Genomic DNA, 17,196 nt, shown 5'->3' on the forward strand with positions numbered 1-17,196 from the left:
TAACCCCTTCACCCCGGGCCCCGGCTCCGCTGCGCTACGCCGGGGGCGCTACCGCGCGCCCACAGTCACCTCGATTTACGAGCCAGGACCTCGCAGGTCCTGAATGAGTCATTCAAGACCTCCGCACTCGCCGCCGCGCCTGGCGACGAACCTCGCCACGCGCGACGCTAGGCGGCCTTGATGCCCGCCGCGGCGAAGTCGGCCTGCTGGGCGGGCTGCTCCAGGTACTCGCGGAACGTCTGGGCGGCGCGCAGCGCGGTGTCGTCGATGCCCGGGCCGGCGAGCCCGATGAACGGGTAGTCCGCCGAGCGCGCGTTCGCCACCGACTGGGCGGGCGAGCCGATCATCTCGGGCTTCTTGGTGGTGAGCTCGCTGACCCAGTACGACGATTCGGGCAGCCACGCGGCCGGGAGCCCGCCGATGGAGTCGATCTTGGCTCGCCCGACCAGCGCGTCGAGCACCTGCGCCGACGGCTTGGCTTCGATCATGATGTGCACGCACTGCCCGTGGACGACGGTGGCGGCCTGGTTCCACCGGTCGGCCGCGGCGGCGACCGGCTTCTGCACGCTCGGCGTGACGACGACCCGCATGTGCGAGGTACCGCCGTCGCAGCTGGCGGCCTGCGCCTCGGCGCGACTGTTCAGCTCGTTGTCGGCCCAGTTCCAGCCGACGACGCCGAGCCCGATCAGGATGGCGAGCACGAGGCAGGCGATCGGCCAGCCGGCGATCCGGCGGCGGGGCGCCTTCTTCCCGACGATGCGGTGCGAACCGGTGGCGTCGCTCTTGGCGACGACGCGGTGCGAACCGGTGCCTTCGCCGCGAGGGGTCCGGTCCGGCCCGGTGCTGTCGCCGCGGCCGTCGCGCTGCGGGCCGGTGGGGTCGCCGCGCTCGCCGCGGACCGCGGCCCGGGTGCCGGTGTCCCCGGTGCGGTCGAGGGTGCGTGCCGTTTCGCCGCGGGCGGTGACGTCGTCGTCCTGCCGGGTGATGACCTCGGTCCGCTCGGCCGCGGATTCGGCGGGGGCTTTGCCGCCCTTGCGGCGCGAGCGGGGGGCGGCCGATTCGGCCGGGGTGGCGAGGTTGGCGGTGGGGTGGGCGCCGGAAGCTTCGGCTCGGCGGGCGGCTCGGGTGGGCCTGCCGGAGGTGGGCGCTTCGGTGCGGTCCGGTGCCGGGCCGGCCTTGCGACGGGAGCGCCTGGTGGTGTCGGTGGTGGCGAAGGCGCCCGTCTCGGCGCGGCCGGCGGCCGGGTGGGCGCCGGTGGCGTCGCGGCGAAGCGCGGCGGTGGTTTCGCCGGTGCCGGCCGGGTGGGCGCCGGAGGCTTCACCGCGGCGGGAGGCGCGGGTGGCGGTGGTTTCGCCGGTGGCGTCACCGCGGCGGGTGGAGAGGGTCGTGGTGATTTCGCTGCTGCTCGTGGCCGGGTAGGCCCCGGAGGCCTCACCGCGGCGAGGCGCGTGCGTCACGGTGGACTCGCGGCCGGCGACCGGGTACGAGCCGGAAGCTTCGCCGCGGCGGGGGGCGTGGGTCACGGTGGACTCGGCTCTGCCCGGAACCGGGTACGAGCCCGAAGCCTCACCACGGCGAGCGCCCGCGGCCGGGTACGACCCCGAAGCTTCGCCCCGCCGGGTGACCGGCTGCGCCGGGCCGTTCTCGGGTGGGAAGCCGGGCGCCTCCGCCCCTTCCGTGAAGAACGCCGAACCGGACGACTCGCCCGGCGTGCGCGCGGCGGCACCGCGGCCGGCGATGCCGAAGGCGTCGGAGATGGAGCTGCGTCCCGGGGTGCGGAAGGCGCCGGAAGTCTCGCTGCGTCCCTCGGCGGGGACTTGCGGCGTGCGGTCCTCAGGGTGCGGCACCGGCTCCTCGTCCCGGTAGTGTCGCCCCATCCGTCATCCTTTCGGGGTGAGCGCATGCCAAGCACGCGCTGCTATGCAATCAAACCGTTATCACCCTAACAGGTGAGTATCGGAGAGAGAATAATCTGACTCACAGTGGGCTGTTCTCAGGGTGCTGCGCTGACCAGGCGATGGCAATGCGCAATCAGGCGATGACGCAGCGGCGCCGCCCGGCGGGCGAACTCCCCTTGGGCCCTGGCGTACCCGGCCCGGCCCGCGGCGGTCTCGATCCGCACCGGCGGGTAGCCCAGCTCCGCCAGGTCGTACGGACTCGCCCGCATGTCCAGCGTCCGGATCTCGACCGCCAGCTCGAAACAGTCCGCCACGAGCTCCGCGGGCACGAACGGGTCGAGCTTGTACGCCCACTTGAACAAATCCATGTTCGCGTGCAGGCACCCCGGCTGCTCGAGTGCGATCTGCGTCTCCCTCGACGGCGTCAGCTCGTTCAACGGCCGCGCGGGCGCCGTGAAGAAGCGGTACGCGTCGAAGTGCCCGCAGCGGATGTCCAGTGACTCGACGACCGCGTCGGTGCCCGCCGAGCCCAGCCGCAGCGGTACCTGGTCGTGCCGCACCGAATCCGCCGGCTCCCGGTACACCATCGCCCATTCGTGCAGGCCGAAGCAGCTCAGCCGGGGCGCGCGGGACGCCGTCGCGGTCAGCAGGCCGAGGACGAACTCGGCCGTCCGCACCTTGCCCGCGCCGAAGCCGGCGGGATCCAGCACCACGCCGTCCGGCGTTTCGACGTAGCCCTTGCGGTCCAGGAAGCGCCGCGCCGCGGGCCCGGCGAGCGCGACGCCGGGCCCGGGCTGCCACCGCTCGAGGTGGGATGGCCGGTACGAGTAGTACGTGAACAGGAAGTCCAGCACCGGGTGCTTCTCGCCGCGCGAGCGCCGCTCCTGGTGTGGGCCGGTCCACCGGCGCATCCGCGAGACGTGCTCCGCCTCCCGGGCCAGCCAGTCCGGCTCGGCGAGCACCTCGACGGCGGTCATGCGCCCACGTGGGTGCCGTCGCGCACCGTGCCCACGTACTCCTCGACCAGGTCTTCCAGCGCGACGACGCCGACGGCGTTCCCGGCCGCGTCCAGCGCCCGCGCGAGGTGGCTGCGTTCCTTGCGCATCGCCGAAAGGGCCTCGTCGAGCCGGGCGTCGGCGCGCAGTTCGGTCAACGCGCGCGTCTTCGAGTCGGGCACGGTCGTGCCCGGGTCCTGCCCGGCCAGGTCGAGGATGTCCTTGACGTGGATGTAGCCGGTCAAGCGCCCGTCGTCGGTGCACACCGGGAACCGCGAGAACCCGGTGGACGACACCGCCCGCTCGACGTCGCCGACGGTCGGCCCGCAGGGGAGCGTGGTCAGCTCGGCGGTGGGCACCAGCACGTCGGCGACGGTCTTCTGCACCGACGAGAGCGTCTGGGCGAGCCGCTGGTGCTCGGACTGGTCGAGCAGGCCCTCGCGGCGGGACTCGCTGAGCAGCTCGGCCAGCTCGTCGGAGGTGTAGGCCGTCTCCAGCTCGTCCTTCGGCTCGACGTGGAACGCGCGCAGCAGCGAGTTGGCCACCGAGTTCAGCAGCCAGATGAACGGGTTGACCAGCTTCACCCAGGCGACGTGCGCCGGCACCAGCCACAGCGCGAGCCGTTCGGGCTCGGCGATGGCGAGGTTCTTCGGCACCATCTCGCCGATCAGCACGTGCGCCACGGTGATGAAGGCCAGCGCGATGGCGAACGAGATGGGGTGCAGCAGCGCCTCGGGCAGACCCACCGCGTCGAACGCCGCCGACAGCCGGTGCGCGATGGCGGGCTCGCCGAGGCGCCCGAGCAGCAGCGAGCAGATGGTGATGCCCAGCTGCGCGCCGGCGAGCATCAGCGACACGTGCTTGCTCGCGTTGATGACGATCTTCGCGCGCGTCTTGCCCTGTTCCAGCAGCGCTTCGAGCCTGTCGCGCCGCGAGGAGATCAGGGTGAACTCCGCGCCCACGAAGAAGGCGTTGGCCAGCAGCAGGACCGCGACGAGGGCGATGTTCAGCCAGTCGTTCACGAGGCCACCTCCACTTCCGCGGCCGCGCGGACCGGGGCGACTTCGACCTCGGCGATCCGGCGCTTGTCCATCGTGGTCACCGTGAGCAGCCAGCCGTCGACCTCGGTGGCGTCGCCCTCGGCGGGAATCTTGCCCAGCCGCTCGAGGATCAGCCCGGCGATGGTCTCGTAGTCACCGTCCGGCATCCGGAACCCGGTGACGCCGGTGACCTCGTCGGCGCGCAGCTGCCCGGAGACCAGCCAGCTGTCCGCGCCGACCTGCTGCGACGCGGGTGCTTCGCGTTCGTCGTGCTCGTCGCGGACGTCGCCGATGATCTCCTCGACGACGTCCTCCAGGGTCACCAGCCCGGCCGTGCCGCCGTACTCGTCGACGACGATGGCCAGCTGGAAACGCGAGTCGCGCAGGCGCAGCAGCAGGTCGTCGCCGGGCAGGGACTCCGGCACGGTCGGCACCGGCCGCATCACCGAGCCGATCGGCACGGCGGCCCGATCCGCGGCAGGCACCGCAAAGGCTTGCTTGACGTGCACGGCACCGCGGACGTCGTCGAGGTCCTCGTCGTGCACCGGGAATCGCGAGAACCCGGTGCGGCGGGAGATCTCGATGAGGTCTTCCACAGTGTCGTCGATCGCGAGGGATTCGAGCTGCACCCGCGGGGTCATCAGCTCTTCCGCGGTGCGCTCGCCGAACCGCAGCGAGCGGTCGAGCAGCTCGGCGGTGGACGTGTCGAGCGTGCCGCTTTCGGCGCTGGACCGCACGATCGAGCCCAGTTCCTGGGGCGAGCGCGCGGACCGCAGCTCTTCCTGCGGCTCGACGCCGAACTTGCGCACGAGGAAGTTCGCGCTGTTGTTCATCAGCGTGATGAGCCAGCGGAAGAGCGAGGAGAACCGCGAGTGGTAGCCGGCGACCGCGCGTGCGGTCGGCAGCGGCCGGGCGATCGCCAGGTTCTTCGGCACCATCTCCCCGAGGATCATCGACAGCGACGTCGCCAGGACCAGGGCGATCACGATCGACGCGCCCCCCGCGAACCCGGTCGGGAGCCCGAGGCCGGTCAGCAGCGGCCGGACGAGCTCGCCGATCAGCGGCTCGGCCAGGTACCCGGTGATCAGCGTGGTCAGGGTGATCGCGACCTGGGCGCCGGAGAGCTGGAAGGACAGCGTCCGGTGCGCCTTCTGGACGGTCAGCGCGCGGCGGTCGCCGACCTGGCGGACGTTGGCCTCGACGGTGCTGCGCTCGAGCGCGGTCAGCGAGAACTCGGCCGCGACGGCGAGCCCGGTACCGACCGTGAGCAGCACGAAGAGGAGGACGCCGAAGACGGCGAAGAGGATCTGGATCATTTCGCACCCGCCTCGGCGGCGGGGGATGAACCTATCGGACAGCCGGGTCGGTCACCCGGCCCGGTACTGTCACCGGGTGACTGCGCTGCGCGCACGAAACGGTCACTCCTAGCAATAAATCGGCGTGTACTGCGGATATGCGGACAAGCTTAACGTGTCCCGGCCCGGGTTCGCTGGCGTGCCCGGTGTGTCGGAGCGCTCATCTGCGGATCAGGCGGTCCCCGGCCGGTGCCGCCGCACGGTTTCCTCGACGAGGTCGAGCACCGGCCCCAGGCCGGCGGCGGGCAGGCCCATGGCCAGGTGCGAGACGAGTCCTTCGAGGACGAGCTCGAGGAACGCGGTGAGGACGTCGACGTCGACGTCGTCCCGCAGGTTCCCGGCCTCGCGCTGACGCAGCAGGCGCAGCCGGGTGGCGGTGGTGAGCTGCTCGGACCGTTCGGCCCACCGCGCCCGGAATTCCGGGTCGGTCCGCAGCCGCCGGGACACTTCGAGCCGCGTGCCGAGCCAGTCGGCGGGGTGGTCGCCGCCGGCCAGCAGGTCCCGCATCACCTGGACGAGGCCCTGTTCGGCGACGACGTCGGCCATCCGGAGGGCGTCGTCCTCGGCGAGGGCGAGGAAGAGCGACTCCTTGTCGCGGAAGTGGTGGAAGATGGCCCCCCGCGAGAGGCCGGTGGCTTCCTCCAGGCGCCGGACTGTGGCACCTTCGTAGCCGTAGCGCGCGAAGCAGACACGCGAGCCGTCGAGGATCTGGCGCCGGCGTGCGTCGAGGTGATCCTGGCTTACGCGTGGCATCCTGAAATCCTGGCACCGCGGACCGGGATCTCGCAATCCGTACGTACGTACTGTGACCCGGAGTGCGGGGAACCGTTCTCCCCGCCCGGCCGTCTGAACGTTGCGGCGATTCGCTGACACGAAGTGAGACGGTTGGCTAAGGTTTGCCCCATCACGGTGGGTGAGCTGAGGGGAAGGTGCGGCGTGATCATCGGCGAGGCCGGAGCGGCGGCGCAGGCCCTGTGGGGAGACGTCCTCGGTACGCCGGGCCGCGTCTACGGCGGCGGTGGCAAGGGCGGCCGGTTCCAGATGGACCCCGAGGAGCTGTCGACGGTGATCGGCCAGTGGGAAGACCTGGTCGACAAGATCGCCGAGGACGGGGACAAGATCAAGAACCTGGCCTACTTCGGATCGCTGGCGCCGGGACAGGATGCGGCCAGTGGCAGCTTCGCGTCGACGAGTGGCGACTCGATCGCCGCACTGCAGCGCCAGAACGATTCCATGCGCAAATACGCGCAGGAGTACATCAAGAAGCTCAAGAAGGCTCGGGAAGCGGTCCAGGGCACCGACCAGAGCATGTCGGACTCCCTCAAGGCATAGGCGACAACCTCGTGCGAAGCAAAATCTGCGTCCTTGTCCTGTCCGTGATCGTCTCCGGGGGGCTCGCGGCTGCCTGTAGCCCGACGACCGGGGGCACCGCGTCCCCCGCACCGAGCGCCTCGGCGTCGACGGGCGCGCTGTCGGCGGATCCGGAGGTCCCCAAGGTGACCCAGCCGCCGCTCGATGCGACCAAATACGTCTCGGACCCCTGCAAGCTGGTATCCACGGACCTGCTCACGTCCATGCGGTACACCGACGCCGGCGTATATCACCCCGCGGGCAACACGCCGCTGACCGCGGCAGGACCGTCCTGCTCGTGGCGGATCAAGGGTGAAGGCGTCGGTCTCCAGGTGATCCTCGGTACCGGGAACCGTGAACGGGGTGCCGGCGGGCTGGCGGGCAGCTATGCCGCGTACCGCAGCGGGACGATCGCCCGGTTCCTCGAACGTGCTCCGGATGTCGAGGGCTATCCGGCCATCTACTTCGACGTTCAAGACGAGCGTTCGATGGGCACCTGTGGCCTCGTCGTCGGCATCGCGGACGATCTTTCCTTCAGCATCCAGGCCCAGGGGTACCAGGGCCAGGACGATTCGTGTGCGGCGGCGGCCCAGGCGGCCGCCGGTGTGGTCAAGACACTCAAGGGGGCATGACGAGTGGACGGCAAGCAGATCTACGACAACTTCAGACAGGGCGACACGACCGGTCTGACCCAGATGGCCGAGACGGTTCAGCAGCTGTCGGATGCCTATATGGAGCGCGGCGCGAGCATCAAGGCGCTCCAAACGCGCATGGTGAACTCGTGGACCGGCGACGCCGCCGATGCGGCGAACGCCGGGGCGGGCCCGCTTGAACAGGCCTTCCGGGACACGGCTATGCCGCTCGACGTGACCAAGGTTTCCGTCGACACCCAGACCGCTGTCTTCGACTCCTCCAGCAATGCCGTCGTCGAAGTCCCGCCGAAGCCGGACAAGCCGAACCCCTGGACCACCGGCCTGAAGGCCGCCATCCCGATTGCCGGCCCGTTCATGGCCAAGGACGACATCGACAACTACCAAGAGGGCATGACGCGGTACAACGCCGCGAACGAAACCAACGTTCGCGTCATGGACCAGTACAGCAACGTCACCAGTGGCACGAGGGCGGCCATCCCCACTGAATACGGCGTCCTCGAGGCCGACGGCGCCGCCATCGCCGTGAACACCCCGGAGGGCCCCGGCCGGATCATCGAGCCGACCGACCGGAGCAGGTGGCTGCCGGAGCACCCCGGCGGTGACCCGGGCAGCGCCGACCACACCTCCACCACCAGCGTCGATCCCTCCCGCACCGGCGGACCCGACCAGCCCGGCGGGACCGATCGCCCCGGCGGGACCGATCGGCCGGGTGGGACCGATCGGCCGGGTGGGACCGATCGGCCGGGTGGGACCGATCGGCCGGGTGGGACCGACCGCCCCGGCGGGACCGACCGGCCCGGCGACGACACCCACACCACCGGCTCCGGCCGCCCCACCGTGCCGACCAGGCCCGGCCGGCCGGCCGACCAGCCCGGCAAGACGCCGCCGAACACCGGGGGGATCGACTTCTATCCCACCGTCACCGGCGGCGGCCAGAACTACGGCCAGAACTCCCCGAACCCCAACGATCCCTACTCCGGACGCGGCCCGAACAGCGGCAACGCCGGCGGCCGGCTCCTCGACCCGACGGGCCGAGGCGGCGCCGGCAGCGGCACCGGTGCCGGCAGTGGCGCCGGAGCGGGCAGTGGCAGTGGAGCAGCGGGTGAACGCGGGCTCGGCGGCGGCCGCGGTTCCGGCATGGGCAGCCTCGGCAACGCCGCCGCCGCGGAGGCCGCGGCCGCGCGGGCCGCCGGTTCGAGGTCGGGGCAGATGGGGCCGATGGGGCCCGGGGGCCGCCGCGGTGAAGGCGATGAAGACGATGAGCACCAGCGGCCGGACTACCTGATCGAAGCGGATCCGGACGCGATCTTCGGCATCGACCAGCGGACCAGTCCGCCGGTGATCGGCGAGTAGGCGGGTGGGCGTGGCACCAGGCCGGGTGGACGTTCCGGTCGAGGCACTGGCGGCGCTGGCCGACCGGGAACAGGTCGGCCAGTTGCACCTCACCCTGCGTCCGGAGCCGCTGTGGCTCTCGGACGAAGAGCGCGAGGAAGCCGGCAAGCGGGTCGACGTCGCGCTCGCCGAGGCCGGGCTGATCGATGCCCGCGGGCGGGCCACCGTCGACTTCCTCGACTGGCTTCCGCTGCTGGTCAGCCCCGCACGGGAGTGCTACGGCTGGGTCGGCGCCGGCGGCCGGACCTACGGCGTGCTCGCCGCCGCCAAGGGGCTGCAGGCCGTCCTGGCCGTCTCCGACGGGACGCACGTCGGCGTGCAGGAGATCGACCGGAACCGGCTGGCCGAATCCCTCGTCGAGCAGTTGCCCCCGGTCGGGGCGGGTGGTGGGCGGCCGCGCACCGTCCGGGTCGCCGACCTGACCGAGGCAGCCCGCCGCGGGCAGGCCGCCTACCCGCTGGACCCGGCCGTCGCCGACGTCGTCAGCCTCGTGCAGCGGCCGGTCTCGGGCAGCGGGGAGCTCTACGCCGGCCGGCGTGACGACGTCGGCCGGCACACCTGCCTGCAGCAGCCGCTGCACTACGCCGACACCGACTGGGGCCGCTACCTCAGCTACACCTCCGGCTCGGGCGACGACGCCGTCATCCACATCGGCCCGGCCGGCCCGCAAGAGCTGGCCGACACGCTCGCCGAGCTGGCCGGCACGCTCGGCTGAACCGGAAAAGACCGTGCGCGGGGGAGCGTGCGCCGCTAACGTGACAGCGCTGTTGCATCTCCGGTGGAAGGACGCGCTGATGCTGTATCCCGAGATCGAACCGTACGACCACGGCCTGCTCGACGTCGGCGACGGGCACGAGATCCACTGGGAGACCTGCGGAAACCCCGACGGCAAACCCGCGCTCGTCGTGCACGGCGGCCCCGGCACCGGCTGCTCGACGAACCTGCGCCGGTACTTCGACCCGGAACGCTACCGGATCGTCCTGGCCGACCAGCGAGGCTGCGGGCGCAGCACCCCGCACGCCGGCGCCCCGGTCGCCGACCTCTCCGCCAACACCACCGACCACCTGGTGGCGGACTTCGAACTCCTCCGCGCCCGGCTCGGCATCGAGAAATGGCTGCTTTTCGGCGGTTCCTGGGGCTCGGTGCTCAGCCTGACCTACGCCCTGCGCCACACCGAGCGGGTCAGCGAGCTGGTCCTGATGGGTCTCGCGACCGACCGGTTCATCGAAATCGAGATGCTCATCCGCGGGCTCGGGGCGTACTTCCCGGAGGCCTTCGAGAAGTTCCGCCAGGGCGTGCCGGAGGGCGAACGGGACGGCGACCTGTCCGCCGCCTACCACCGGCTGCTGATGGATCCCGACCCGGCGGTCCACCACAAGGCGGCCGGCGACTGGTGTGCCTGGGAAGACGCGATGCTCCCGGGCGTGCCCGCGTACAAGTCCTTCGAGGACCCGGCCTACCGGCTCTGCTTCGCCCGGCTGGTCACGCACTACTTCGCCAACCGGGCCTTCCTGCCCGACGGCGAAATCCTGCGCACCCTCGGCAAGCTCGCCGGGATCCCCGCCGTGCTGGCCCAGGGCGTGCTCGACACGAGCAACATCGTCGGCACGCCCTGGCTGCTGCACCACGGATGGCCGGGCAGTGAACTGGTCATGCTCGACAACGTCGGGCACTCCACGCAGGACGCCCCGATGCAGGACGTCCTGATCGGCGCGACCGACCGGTTCGCGCTCAGGGGATGAGCAGCGCCGGCTCGCCTTCCGGGGTGAGCGCGGCTTCGGCGCGCCCGGCGCGGTTGGCCTCGGCCAGCCGCAGCCCGGTGACGCGCAGGGGGAGCCGGTCCATGTTCCACTCCGCCAGCAGCAGCGCGATCTTCGCCTGCATTTCGGTGCGCAGCCGCAGGAACGAGTCCGCCGGATCCGCGCCGACCTCGCCCAGCAGCAGCCACCACGCCCAGGCCGCCGCGCCCGCGTTGGCGACGAAGTCGGGCACCACCGCGACCCCGCGGGCCGACAGCGCCGCCTCCGCTTCCGGCGTCGTCGCCGCGTTGGCCGCTTCGACGACCACCTTGGCCTTCACCACGCTCTCGTTGTCCGGCCGCAGCGCGTAGGAGATCGCGGCCGGCACGAAGATGTCCGCGTCGATCCCGACGATCGTCTCGCGCGGCAGCGAACGGACCCCGGCGGGCAGCCGGGACCGGTCCACCTCGCCGAAGCGGTCGCGCAGGTCCAGCAGTGCCGGGACGTCGAGGCCGGTGGGGTCGTACAGCGTGCCCGCGGCGTCGGCCACCGCGACCACCTTGACCCCCGCCTCGTGCAGGTACCAGGCCGCGCCGCCGCCCATGGTGCCGATGCCCTGGATCGCCACCGTCGTCTCGTGCACGTCCCAGTCCCACGCCGCCGCGATGCCCAGGCACGCCTGCGCCACGCCGTAGCCGCCGACGACGTCGCCGAGCAGCAGCCCGCCGGGGACCGGCGCGGTGAGGCCCGCCTGCACCCGGCGCAGGGTGCGCGCCGGATCGGCCGAACGGCGGATCGCCGCGTGGTAGGACTGCTCCAGCCCGAGCTCGGCGAACACCGAGTCGATCAGGTGCTGCGGCACGCCCAGGTCCTCCGCGGTCACCCAGTGTGCGTCGAGCCACGGCCGCAGGAACGCGCAGAAGCGCTTCAGCACGTCGAACGCGCGCGGGTCCTTCGGGTCGAAGTCGATGCCGCCCTTGGCCCCGCCGACCGGAAGGTTGAAGGTCGCGGTCTTGGTGGCCATGCCCCGGGCGAGGTCCTCGACCTCGGTCATCGTGCAGCCGGCCCGCATCCGGGTGCCGCCGGTGGCGACGCCGGAGACGAGGCTGTGCACGACCAGGTAGCCGTGCGCGCCGGTGATGGGATCGGTCCAGGTCAGTCGCATCAGCGGCTCGGCGGGGGTCATCAGGCCACTCACCTCCAGGGAAGTCCGGGGCGGCCTCGTGACCGCCATCACGAGCGTGCGCCCCCGGTGGCCCGCCCGTCCATTTAACGCTCCTGCACGATCTCGTTTAGGTTTTGTGTATGGAGCTTTCGTTGCACCGCTTGCGGATGCTGCGCGAGCTGCACCGCCGGGGCACGGTGACGGCGGCGGCCGCGGCATTGCACTACACCGCTTCGGCGGTGTCGCAGCAGCTCGCGCAGCTCGAACGGGACGTGGGCGCGAAGCTGTTCGAACGGCTCGGCCGGCGCGTCCAGCTGACCGAGCTCGGCACCCTGCTCACCGAGCACGCCGAAGAGATCCTCGGCTCGGTCGAGCGGGCGACGCTCGCCTTGGAGGAGGCCCAGGAGGCCCGCACGGTCCGGCTCACCGCCGGGGTGTGGGCGTCGGTGGCTTCGGGGCTGTTGCCGACCGCTCTGACGGCGCTCGCCGGCGAGCATCCCGGCATCGAGGTCCGGACCCGCGAACTGGCGCCGGAAGACACCGCCGAGGCGGTCCGCGACGGCACCCTCGACCTGTCGTTCGTGATCGAGTACTCCGACGCGCCGACCTCCTGGGACGCCGGGCTGGAGCGGGCCGTCGTGGCCGTCGAACGGCTGCACGCGGCGGTGCCCAGGGGCGCCGTGCCGTCCGGGGCGGCGTCCCTGCACGACCTCGCCGAGCACCCGTGGATCCTGGCCAGCCCGAAGTCGCACTTCGGCCGCGCGATGCGCACGGCCTGCCAGCGCCACGGCTTCGCGCCGAAGATCAACCACGAGGTCGAAGAGCAGTCGACGGCGATGGCGATGGTGGGCGCCGGGCTGGGCATCACCCTCGTGTCGGACCTCGGCCTGCGCCTGCTGCGGCCACCCGGGATCGACGTCGTCACGCTCACGACGCCGCTGCTGCGCACGGTGTCGATCGCCTACCGGCGCACCGCGCCCCGGCGGCCCGCGCTGCACCTGGTGATCGACGCCGTGCGGGCTTCCGCGGCCGAGCTCGGGCTCGGCACCGAACCCGCTTTGCCCTGATCAGGGGCTTCTTACAGAGTGGTGAACACCTCCCGGTGCGCAAGATCCGCCCTGAATTTGTCGTACCCCGCGTGTAGCGTCCGAAGGCGAGAAGTTCCCCAACAGACCTATCCACAGGGAACAGGAATGGACATGCAAGCGGTGCACGATTTCCCCGAGAAGTCGGGTAGTGCGTCCAACCGGACCGCGCGGGTCCTGGCGGACCGCGCGGCCGGCGAGGCGTACGTCGCATCGGTGTGTTTCAAGCACGGGCCACCCCGCCTGACCGGCGTGGAGCTGGAGTTCACCGTGCACCATGCCGACGACCCGGCCAGACCCCTCGATCCCGACGTCCTCGCCGCGGCGCTGGGCCCGCACACCCCGCGGACGCTCCGCCCCGACAGTCCCGCCGCCCCGCTCCCGGCCGGCTCGCCCATGAGCCTCGAACCCGGGTGCCAGGTCGAGATTTCCGCTCTTCCCCAGGCCTCGCTGCGTGAGCTCGACGCAGTCGTCACGGCCGACCTCCACCACCTGCGCGACCGCCTCACCCGGCACGACCTCGTGCTGGGCGAAACGGGCATCGACGCCCACCGAGCGCCCCGCCGGCTGCTCCACACCCCGCGGTACGCGGCCATGGAGCGCCGGTTCACGCCGATCGGTCCCGGCGGCCTCACGATGATGTGCAGCACCGCGGGCCTGCAGGTCTGCGTCGACGCGGGGGAGCCCGAGCACTACGCCGCGCGGTGGGCGGCCGCGCACGCGATGGGCCCGCCGCTGCTCGCCCTCTTCGCCAATTCCCGCGTCCACGCCGGACGCGATACCGGGCACGCCTCGGCCCGCTGGCTGGCGGTGCACGACACGGAAGCGGTGCGCACGCGTACGGCCACCGTGGCGGGCGACGACCCGGCCGGAGCGTGGGCCGGGCGCCTGATGGACGTCCCCCTGATGGTGCTGCCCCGCGGCGACCGGCCGTGGGACGCGCCCGAGGGGCTGACGTTCGCCGACTGGATCGACGGCCGGGGCGCGGCGGCGCTGCTGCCGCGGCCCACCGTCGAGGACCTCGACTACCACCTCACGACCATGTTCACGCCGGTCCGCCCGCAGGGGTACCTGGAGATCCGGTACCTCGACGCGCAACCGCCGGACGAGTGGCTGGCCCCGGTGGCCCTGGTGTCCGCGCTGCTCGCCCGCCCGGCCACCGTCGACAAGGTGCGCGAGATCTGCGCGCCGGTCGCCGGCCGGTGGACCACGGCGGCGCGGCGCGGCCTGGCCGACCCGGAGCTGGCGGCCGTCGCGGCGGTCCTGGCCGACCTCGGCTGTGCCGAGCTGGGCGCGACCGGGCTGGCGGAGGAGTCGATCAGCGAGATCAGCGAGAGCGTGCAGGGGCGCGCGTACCGATCGGGGAACGAAGCATGAGCACGGAAGCACTGGGTGAAGCGGCACTGGGTGAAAAGACAGTGCGCGAAAAAGCGCTGGGTGACCTGAGCGCGCAGGACCTGCGTGCCCGGGCGGCCGAAGCGCTGACCCGGGCGCGGGCGCGCAGCGTCGCGCTGACCGACGCCGTGGACGACGAGGACCTGGTCCGCCAGCATTCGAAGCTGATGTCGCCGCTGGTCTGGGACCTGGCGCACATCGGTGTCCAGGAGGAGCTGTGGCTGGTCCGCGACGTCGGCGGCCGGGAACCGCTGCGCCCGGAAATCGATGACATCTACGACGCGTTCCAGCACGCCCGCGCCGACCGGCCGGAGCTGCCGCTGCTCGGCCCGGCCGAGGCGCGCGCGTACGTCAAGCAGGTCCGCGAGAAGGCGTTCGACGTGCTCGAACGCGTGCCGCTGCAGGGCAGCAGGCTGACCGAGCAGGCGTTCGCGTTCGGCATGATCACCCAGCACGAGCAGCAGCACGACGAGACGATGCTGGCCACCCACCAGCTCCGCAGGGGCGACCCGGTGCTGCACGCGCCCGAGCCGCCGCCCGCGCGCTCCGGCACGCTGCCGGCCGAGGTGCTGGTGCCGGGCGGTGCCTTCACGATGGGCACGTCGGCCGAGCCGTGGGCCCTGGACAACGAGCGCCCGGCGCACGAGATCGCCGTCGACGCGTTCTGGATGGACACCGTGCCGGTGACGTGCGGCGCCTACGTCGAATTCCTCGACGGCGGCGGCTACGACGACGAGCGGTGGTGGAGCCCGGCCGGCTGGGCCTACCGGCAGGACAACGGCATCACCGCGCCGCGGTTCTGGAAGCGCGAGCAGGACGGCTGGTGGCGCACCCGGTTCGGGGTGTACGAGCGGATGCCGGCCGGCGAGCCGGTCGTGCACGTCTCCTACCACGAGGCCGAGGCCTACGCGGCCTGGGCCGGGCGGCGGCTGCCGACCGAGGCGGAGTGGGAGAAGGCGGCGCGGTTCGACCCGGCGACCGGCCGGTCGCGCCGGTTCCCGTGGGGCGACGACGAACCGGCCGCCGAGCACGCCAACCTCGGCCAGCGGCACCTGCGCCCGGCGCCGGTGGGGGCGTATCCGGCGGGCGCGTCGCCGACCGGCGTGCACCAGCTGATCGGCGACGTCTGGGAGTGGACGAGCACGGACTTCCACGGCTACCCCGGCTTCGCGCCCTTCCCGTACCGGGAGTACTCGGAGGTGTTCTTCGGGCCGGAGCACAAGGTGCTGCGCGGTGGCTCGTTCGGCACCGACTCGGCCGCGATCCGGGGCACGTTCCGCAACTGGGACTACCCGGTCCGGCGCCAGATCTTCGCCGGCTTCCGCACCGCCCGCGACGCCGCACCCGGCGAGGTGGGATAGGCGCATGTGCCGTCACATCGGCTACCTCGGCGAGCCGGTCCCGCCCGCCGAGGCGCTTTTCCGCGCCCCGCATTCCCTGCTGGTGCAGTCCTACGCGCCGGCGGACATGCGCGGCGGCGGCTCGGTCAACGCCGACGGGTTCGGGCTGGGCTGGTACCCCGGCCCGGGCTCGCCACCGCTGCGCCACCGCCGGTCCACTCCACTGTGGACGGACGAGACGCTGCCGCCGCTGGCGGCGGCGGTGACCGCGAGCGCGTTCGTCGCCGCGGTCCGCAACGGCACCACCGGCCTGCCGGTGACCGAGGCGGCCGCGGCGCCGTTCACCGCCGGGCCCTGGCTGTTCAGCCACAACGGCGTCGCCGGTGGCTACCCGGACTCGCTGGCCGAACTGGCCAAGACCCTGCCGGTCACCGAACTGCTGACGCTGGAAGCGCCGACGGACTCGGTGGTGCTCTGGGCGTTGCTGCGCGCCCGGCTCGCCACGGGGGAGGACCCGCTGACGGCGGTGGCGGAACTGACCCTCGCCGTCGAAGCGGCCGCGCCCGGCTCCCGGCTCAACTTCCTGCTCACCGACGGCGCAACGCTGATCGGCACGACCTGGACGCACGCGCTGTCCGTGCTGGAGACCCCGGCCGGCGTGTGGCTTGCGTCCGAACCCCTCGACGGGGACCCGCGCTGGCGGCCCGTCCCCGACCACCACGCCGTGCGCGCCACCGCGGCCGGCGTCGACCTGCTTCCCCTCACCCAGGAGTCTCGATGACCGAAGTCGATCTCGACCACCACCGCTCCGGCGACGCCGTCACCGCGGAACTGCGCGCCGACGTCGTCGCCGGGCTGACCGCGGCGCAGAAGTGGCTGCCGCCCAAGTGGTTCTACGACGCCGACGGCAGCGAGCTGTTCGAGAAGATCACCCAGTTGCCGGAGTACTACCCGACCCGCAGCGAGCGCGAGGTGCTGGCCGCGCACGCCGGCGACGTCGCGGAGCTGACCGGCGCGCACACGCTCGTCGAGCTCGGCTCGGGGTCGAGCGAGAAGACCCGGCTGCTGCTCGACGCGCTCACCGCGCACGGCACCCTGGAGGCGTTCGTCCCCCTGGATGTGTCCGAATCCGCGCTCGCCGAGGCCGCCGAGGCGATCTCGAAGGACTACCCGGACCTCGCCGTCCGGGGTGTCGTCGGCGACTTCACCCAGCACCTCGCCCTGCTGCCGGACGGCCAGCCGCGGGTCGTGGCCTTCCTCGGCGGCACGATCGGCAACTTCCTGCCCCCCGAACGCGCGGCCTTCCTGCGTTCGGTCCGGGACGTCCTCGACGAGGGGGAGTGGCTGCTGCTCGGCACCGACCTGGTCAAGGACGCGGCCATCCTCGAACGCGCCTACGACGACGCCGCCGGTGTCACGGCCGAGTTCGACAAGAACGTGCTGCGGGTGATCAACGCCCGGCTCGGCGCGAACTTCGACCCCGACGAGTTCGAGCACGTCTCGCACTGGGACGCGGACAACGAGTGGATCGAGATGCGCCTGCGGGCCCGCCGGGACCTGACCGTCGAGATCCCGGGCGCGGACCTCACGGTGACCTTCGCCGCGGGCGAGCACATCCGGACGGAGATCTCGGCCAAGTTCCGGCCGGGCGGCGTCGAGGCCGAGCTGGCCGCGGCCGGCTTCGCCCTCGAGCACTGGTGGACCGACTCCCAGCAGCGGTTCGGGGTGAGCCTGGCAAAATCCGTGCGTGGCTAATCCTCTCCGGGCACTGGCCCGGGCCGCCGGCACG

General features: G+C 72.2%; 16 protein-coding genes. 10 read left to right on the plus strand and 6 right to left on the minus strand.

What is annotated here, in order from left to right; all coding sequences use genetic code 11:
* Positions 1–167: 167 nt before the first annotated feature.
* The 5 genes from ACLJQF_RS46155 to ACLJQF_RS46175 all read right to left on the minus strand — a co-directional run bounded on the left by ACLJQF_RS46155 (position 168) and on the right by ACLJQF_RS46175 (position 6,041).
* Entirely contained in the window at positions 168–1,877 is a 1,710-nt protein-coding gene (locus ACLJQF_RS46155; protein WP_410616803.1) for a hypothetical protein, read from the minus strand.
* Between the two features lie 116 nt (positions 1,878–1,993).
* Positions 1,994–2,875 carry a 3-methyladenine DNA glycosylase gene (locus ACLJQF_RS46160; protein ID WP_410616804.1) on the minus strand — a complete coding sequence of 294 codons (882 nt, stop codon included), beginning with the start codon at positions 2,873–2,875 and terminating at the stop codon, positions 1,994–1,996.
* Positions 2,872–3,915: a hemolysin family protein gene (locus tag ACLJQF_RS46165; protein WP_410616805.1), complete on the minus strand. Its 1,044-nt coding sequence runs from the start codon at positions 3,913–3,915 to the stop codon at positions 2,872–2,874. Before ACLJQF_RS46165 ends, ACLJQF_RS46160 begins: the two co-directional genes overlap by 4 nt.
* Entirely contained in the window at positions 3,912–5,249 is a 1,338-nt protein-coding gene (locus ACLJQF_RS46170) for a hemolysin family protein (RefSeq protein WP_410616807.1), read from the minus strand. Before ACLJQF_RS46170 ends, ACLJQF_RS46165 begins: the two co-directional genes overlap by 4 nt.
* A 210-nt stretch (positions 5,250–5,459) precedes the next feature.
* Positions 5,460–6,041: a TetR/AcrR family transcriptional regulator gene (locus tag ACLJQF_RS46175; protein ID WP_103352903.1), complete on the minus strand. Its 582-nt coding sequence runs from the start codon at positions 6,039–6,041 to the stop codon at positions 5,460–5,462.
* A gap of 183 nt (positions 6,042–6,224) precedes the next feature.
* On the opposite strand from ACLJQF_RS46175, the gene ACLJQF_RS46180 reads away from it, so the two are divergent.
* The 5 genes from ACLJQF_RS46180 (at position 6,225) to pip (ending at position 10,425) form a co-directional block, all read left to right on the plus strand.
* Positions 6,225–6,620: a hypothetical protein gene (locus ACLJQF_RS46180; RefSeq protein ID WP_410616809.1), complete on the plus strand. Its 396-nt coding sequence runs from the start codon at positions 6,225–6,227 to the stop codon at positions 6,618–6,620.
* An 11-nt stretch (positions 6,621–6,631) separates the two neighbouring features.
* Positions 6,632–7,270 (plus strand): DUF3558 domain-containing protein, encoded by a 639-nt coding sequence (locus ACLJQF_RS46185; RefSeq protein ID WP_410616811.1) that lies wholly within the window; start codon positions 6,632–6,634, stop codon positions 7,268–7,270.
* Positions 7,271–7,273: 3 nt separating this feature from the next.
* Positions 7,274–8,644 (plus strand): hypothetical protein, encoded by a 1,371-nt coding sequence (locus tag ACLJQF_RS46190; RefSeq protein ID WP_410616813.1) that lies wholly within the window; start codon positions 7,274–7,276, stop codon positions 8,642–8,644.
* A gap of 25 nt (positions 8,645–8,669) precedes the next feature.
* Positions 8,670–9,398: an ESX secretion-associated protein EspG gene (locus ACLJQF_RS46195; protein ID WP_410616815.1), complete on the plus strand. Its 729-nt coding sequence runs from the start codon at positions 8,670–8,672 to the stop codon at positions 9,396–9,398.
* A gap of 79 nt (positions 9,399–9,477) precedes the next feature.
* Entirely contained in the window at positions 9,478–10,425 is a 948-nt protein-coding gene (gene pip / locus ACLJQF_RS46200; RefSeq protein ID WP_410616816.1) for a prolyl aminopeptidase, read from the plus strand.
* Here the strand turns inward: pip and ACLJQF_RS46205 are convergent.
* On the minus strand, positions 10,415–11,608 hold the full coding sequence (locus ACLJQF_RS46205; RefSeq protein WP_410616817.1) for a Glu/Leu/Phe/Val dehydrogenase dimerization domain-containing protein: 1,194 nt from the start codon (positions 11,606–11,608) through the stop codon (positions 10,415–10,417). The genes pip and ACLJQF_RS46205 overlap by 11 nt on opposite strands.
* A 119-nt stretch (positions 11,609–11,727) precedes the next feature.
* On the opposite strand from ACLJQF_RS46205, the gene ACLJQF_RS46210 reads away from it, so the two are divergent.
* From ACLJQF_RS46210 to egtD, 5 genes are all read left to right on the plus strand, one after another.
* Complete coding sequence (locus ACLJQF_RS46210) at positions 11,728–12,654, plus strand: LysR substrate-binding domain-containing protein (protein ID WP_410616818.1); 927 nt, start codon at positions 11,728–11,730, stop codon at positions 12,652–12,654.
* Positions 12,655–12,786: 132 nt separating this feature from the next.
* Positions 12,787–14,049 (plus strand): glutamate-cysteine ligase family protein, encoded by a 1,263-nt coding sequence (locus ACLJQF_RS46215; protein WP_410616895.1) that lies wholly within the window; start codon positions 12,787–12,789, stop codon positions 14,047–14,049.
* Positions 14,046–15,428 carry an ergothioneine biosynthesis protein EgtB gene (egtB, locus tag ACLJQF_RS46220; RefSeq protein WP_410616819.1) on the plus strand — a complete coding sequence of 461 codons (1,383 nt, stop codon included), beginning with the start codon at positions 14,046–14,048 and terminating at the stop codon, positions 15,426–15,428. Before ACLJQF_RS46215 ends, egtB begins: the two co-directional genes overlap by 4 nt.
* A gap of 4 nt (positions 15,429–15,432) precedes the next feature.
* The gene (gene egtC / locus ACLJQF_RS46225; RefSeq protein WP_410616820.1) at positions 15,433–16,188 is read left to right on the plus strand and encodes an ergothioneine biosynthesis protein EgtC; all 756 of its coding nucleotides are present in this window, start codon (positions 15,433–15,435) and stop codon (positions 16,186–16,188) included.
* Positions 16,185–17,162, plus strand: a complete 978-nt coding sequence (gene egtD / locus ACLJQF_RS46230) for an L-histidine N(alpha)-methyltransferase (RefSeq protein WP_410616822.1) — start codon at positions 16,185–16,187, stop codon at positions 17,160–17,162. Before egtC ends, egtD begins: the two co-directional genes overlap by 4 nt.
* The last annotated feature ends 34 nt before the right edge of the window (positions 17,163–17,196 follow it).

This window comes from Amycolatopsis sp. lyj-109, from assembly GCF_046548995.1.
GTDB lineage: Bacteria > Actinomycetota > Actinomycetes > Mycobacteriales > Pseudonocardiaceae > Amycolatopsis.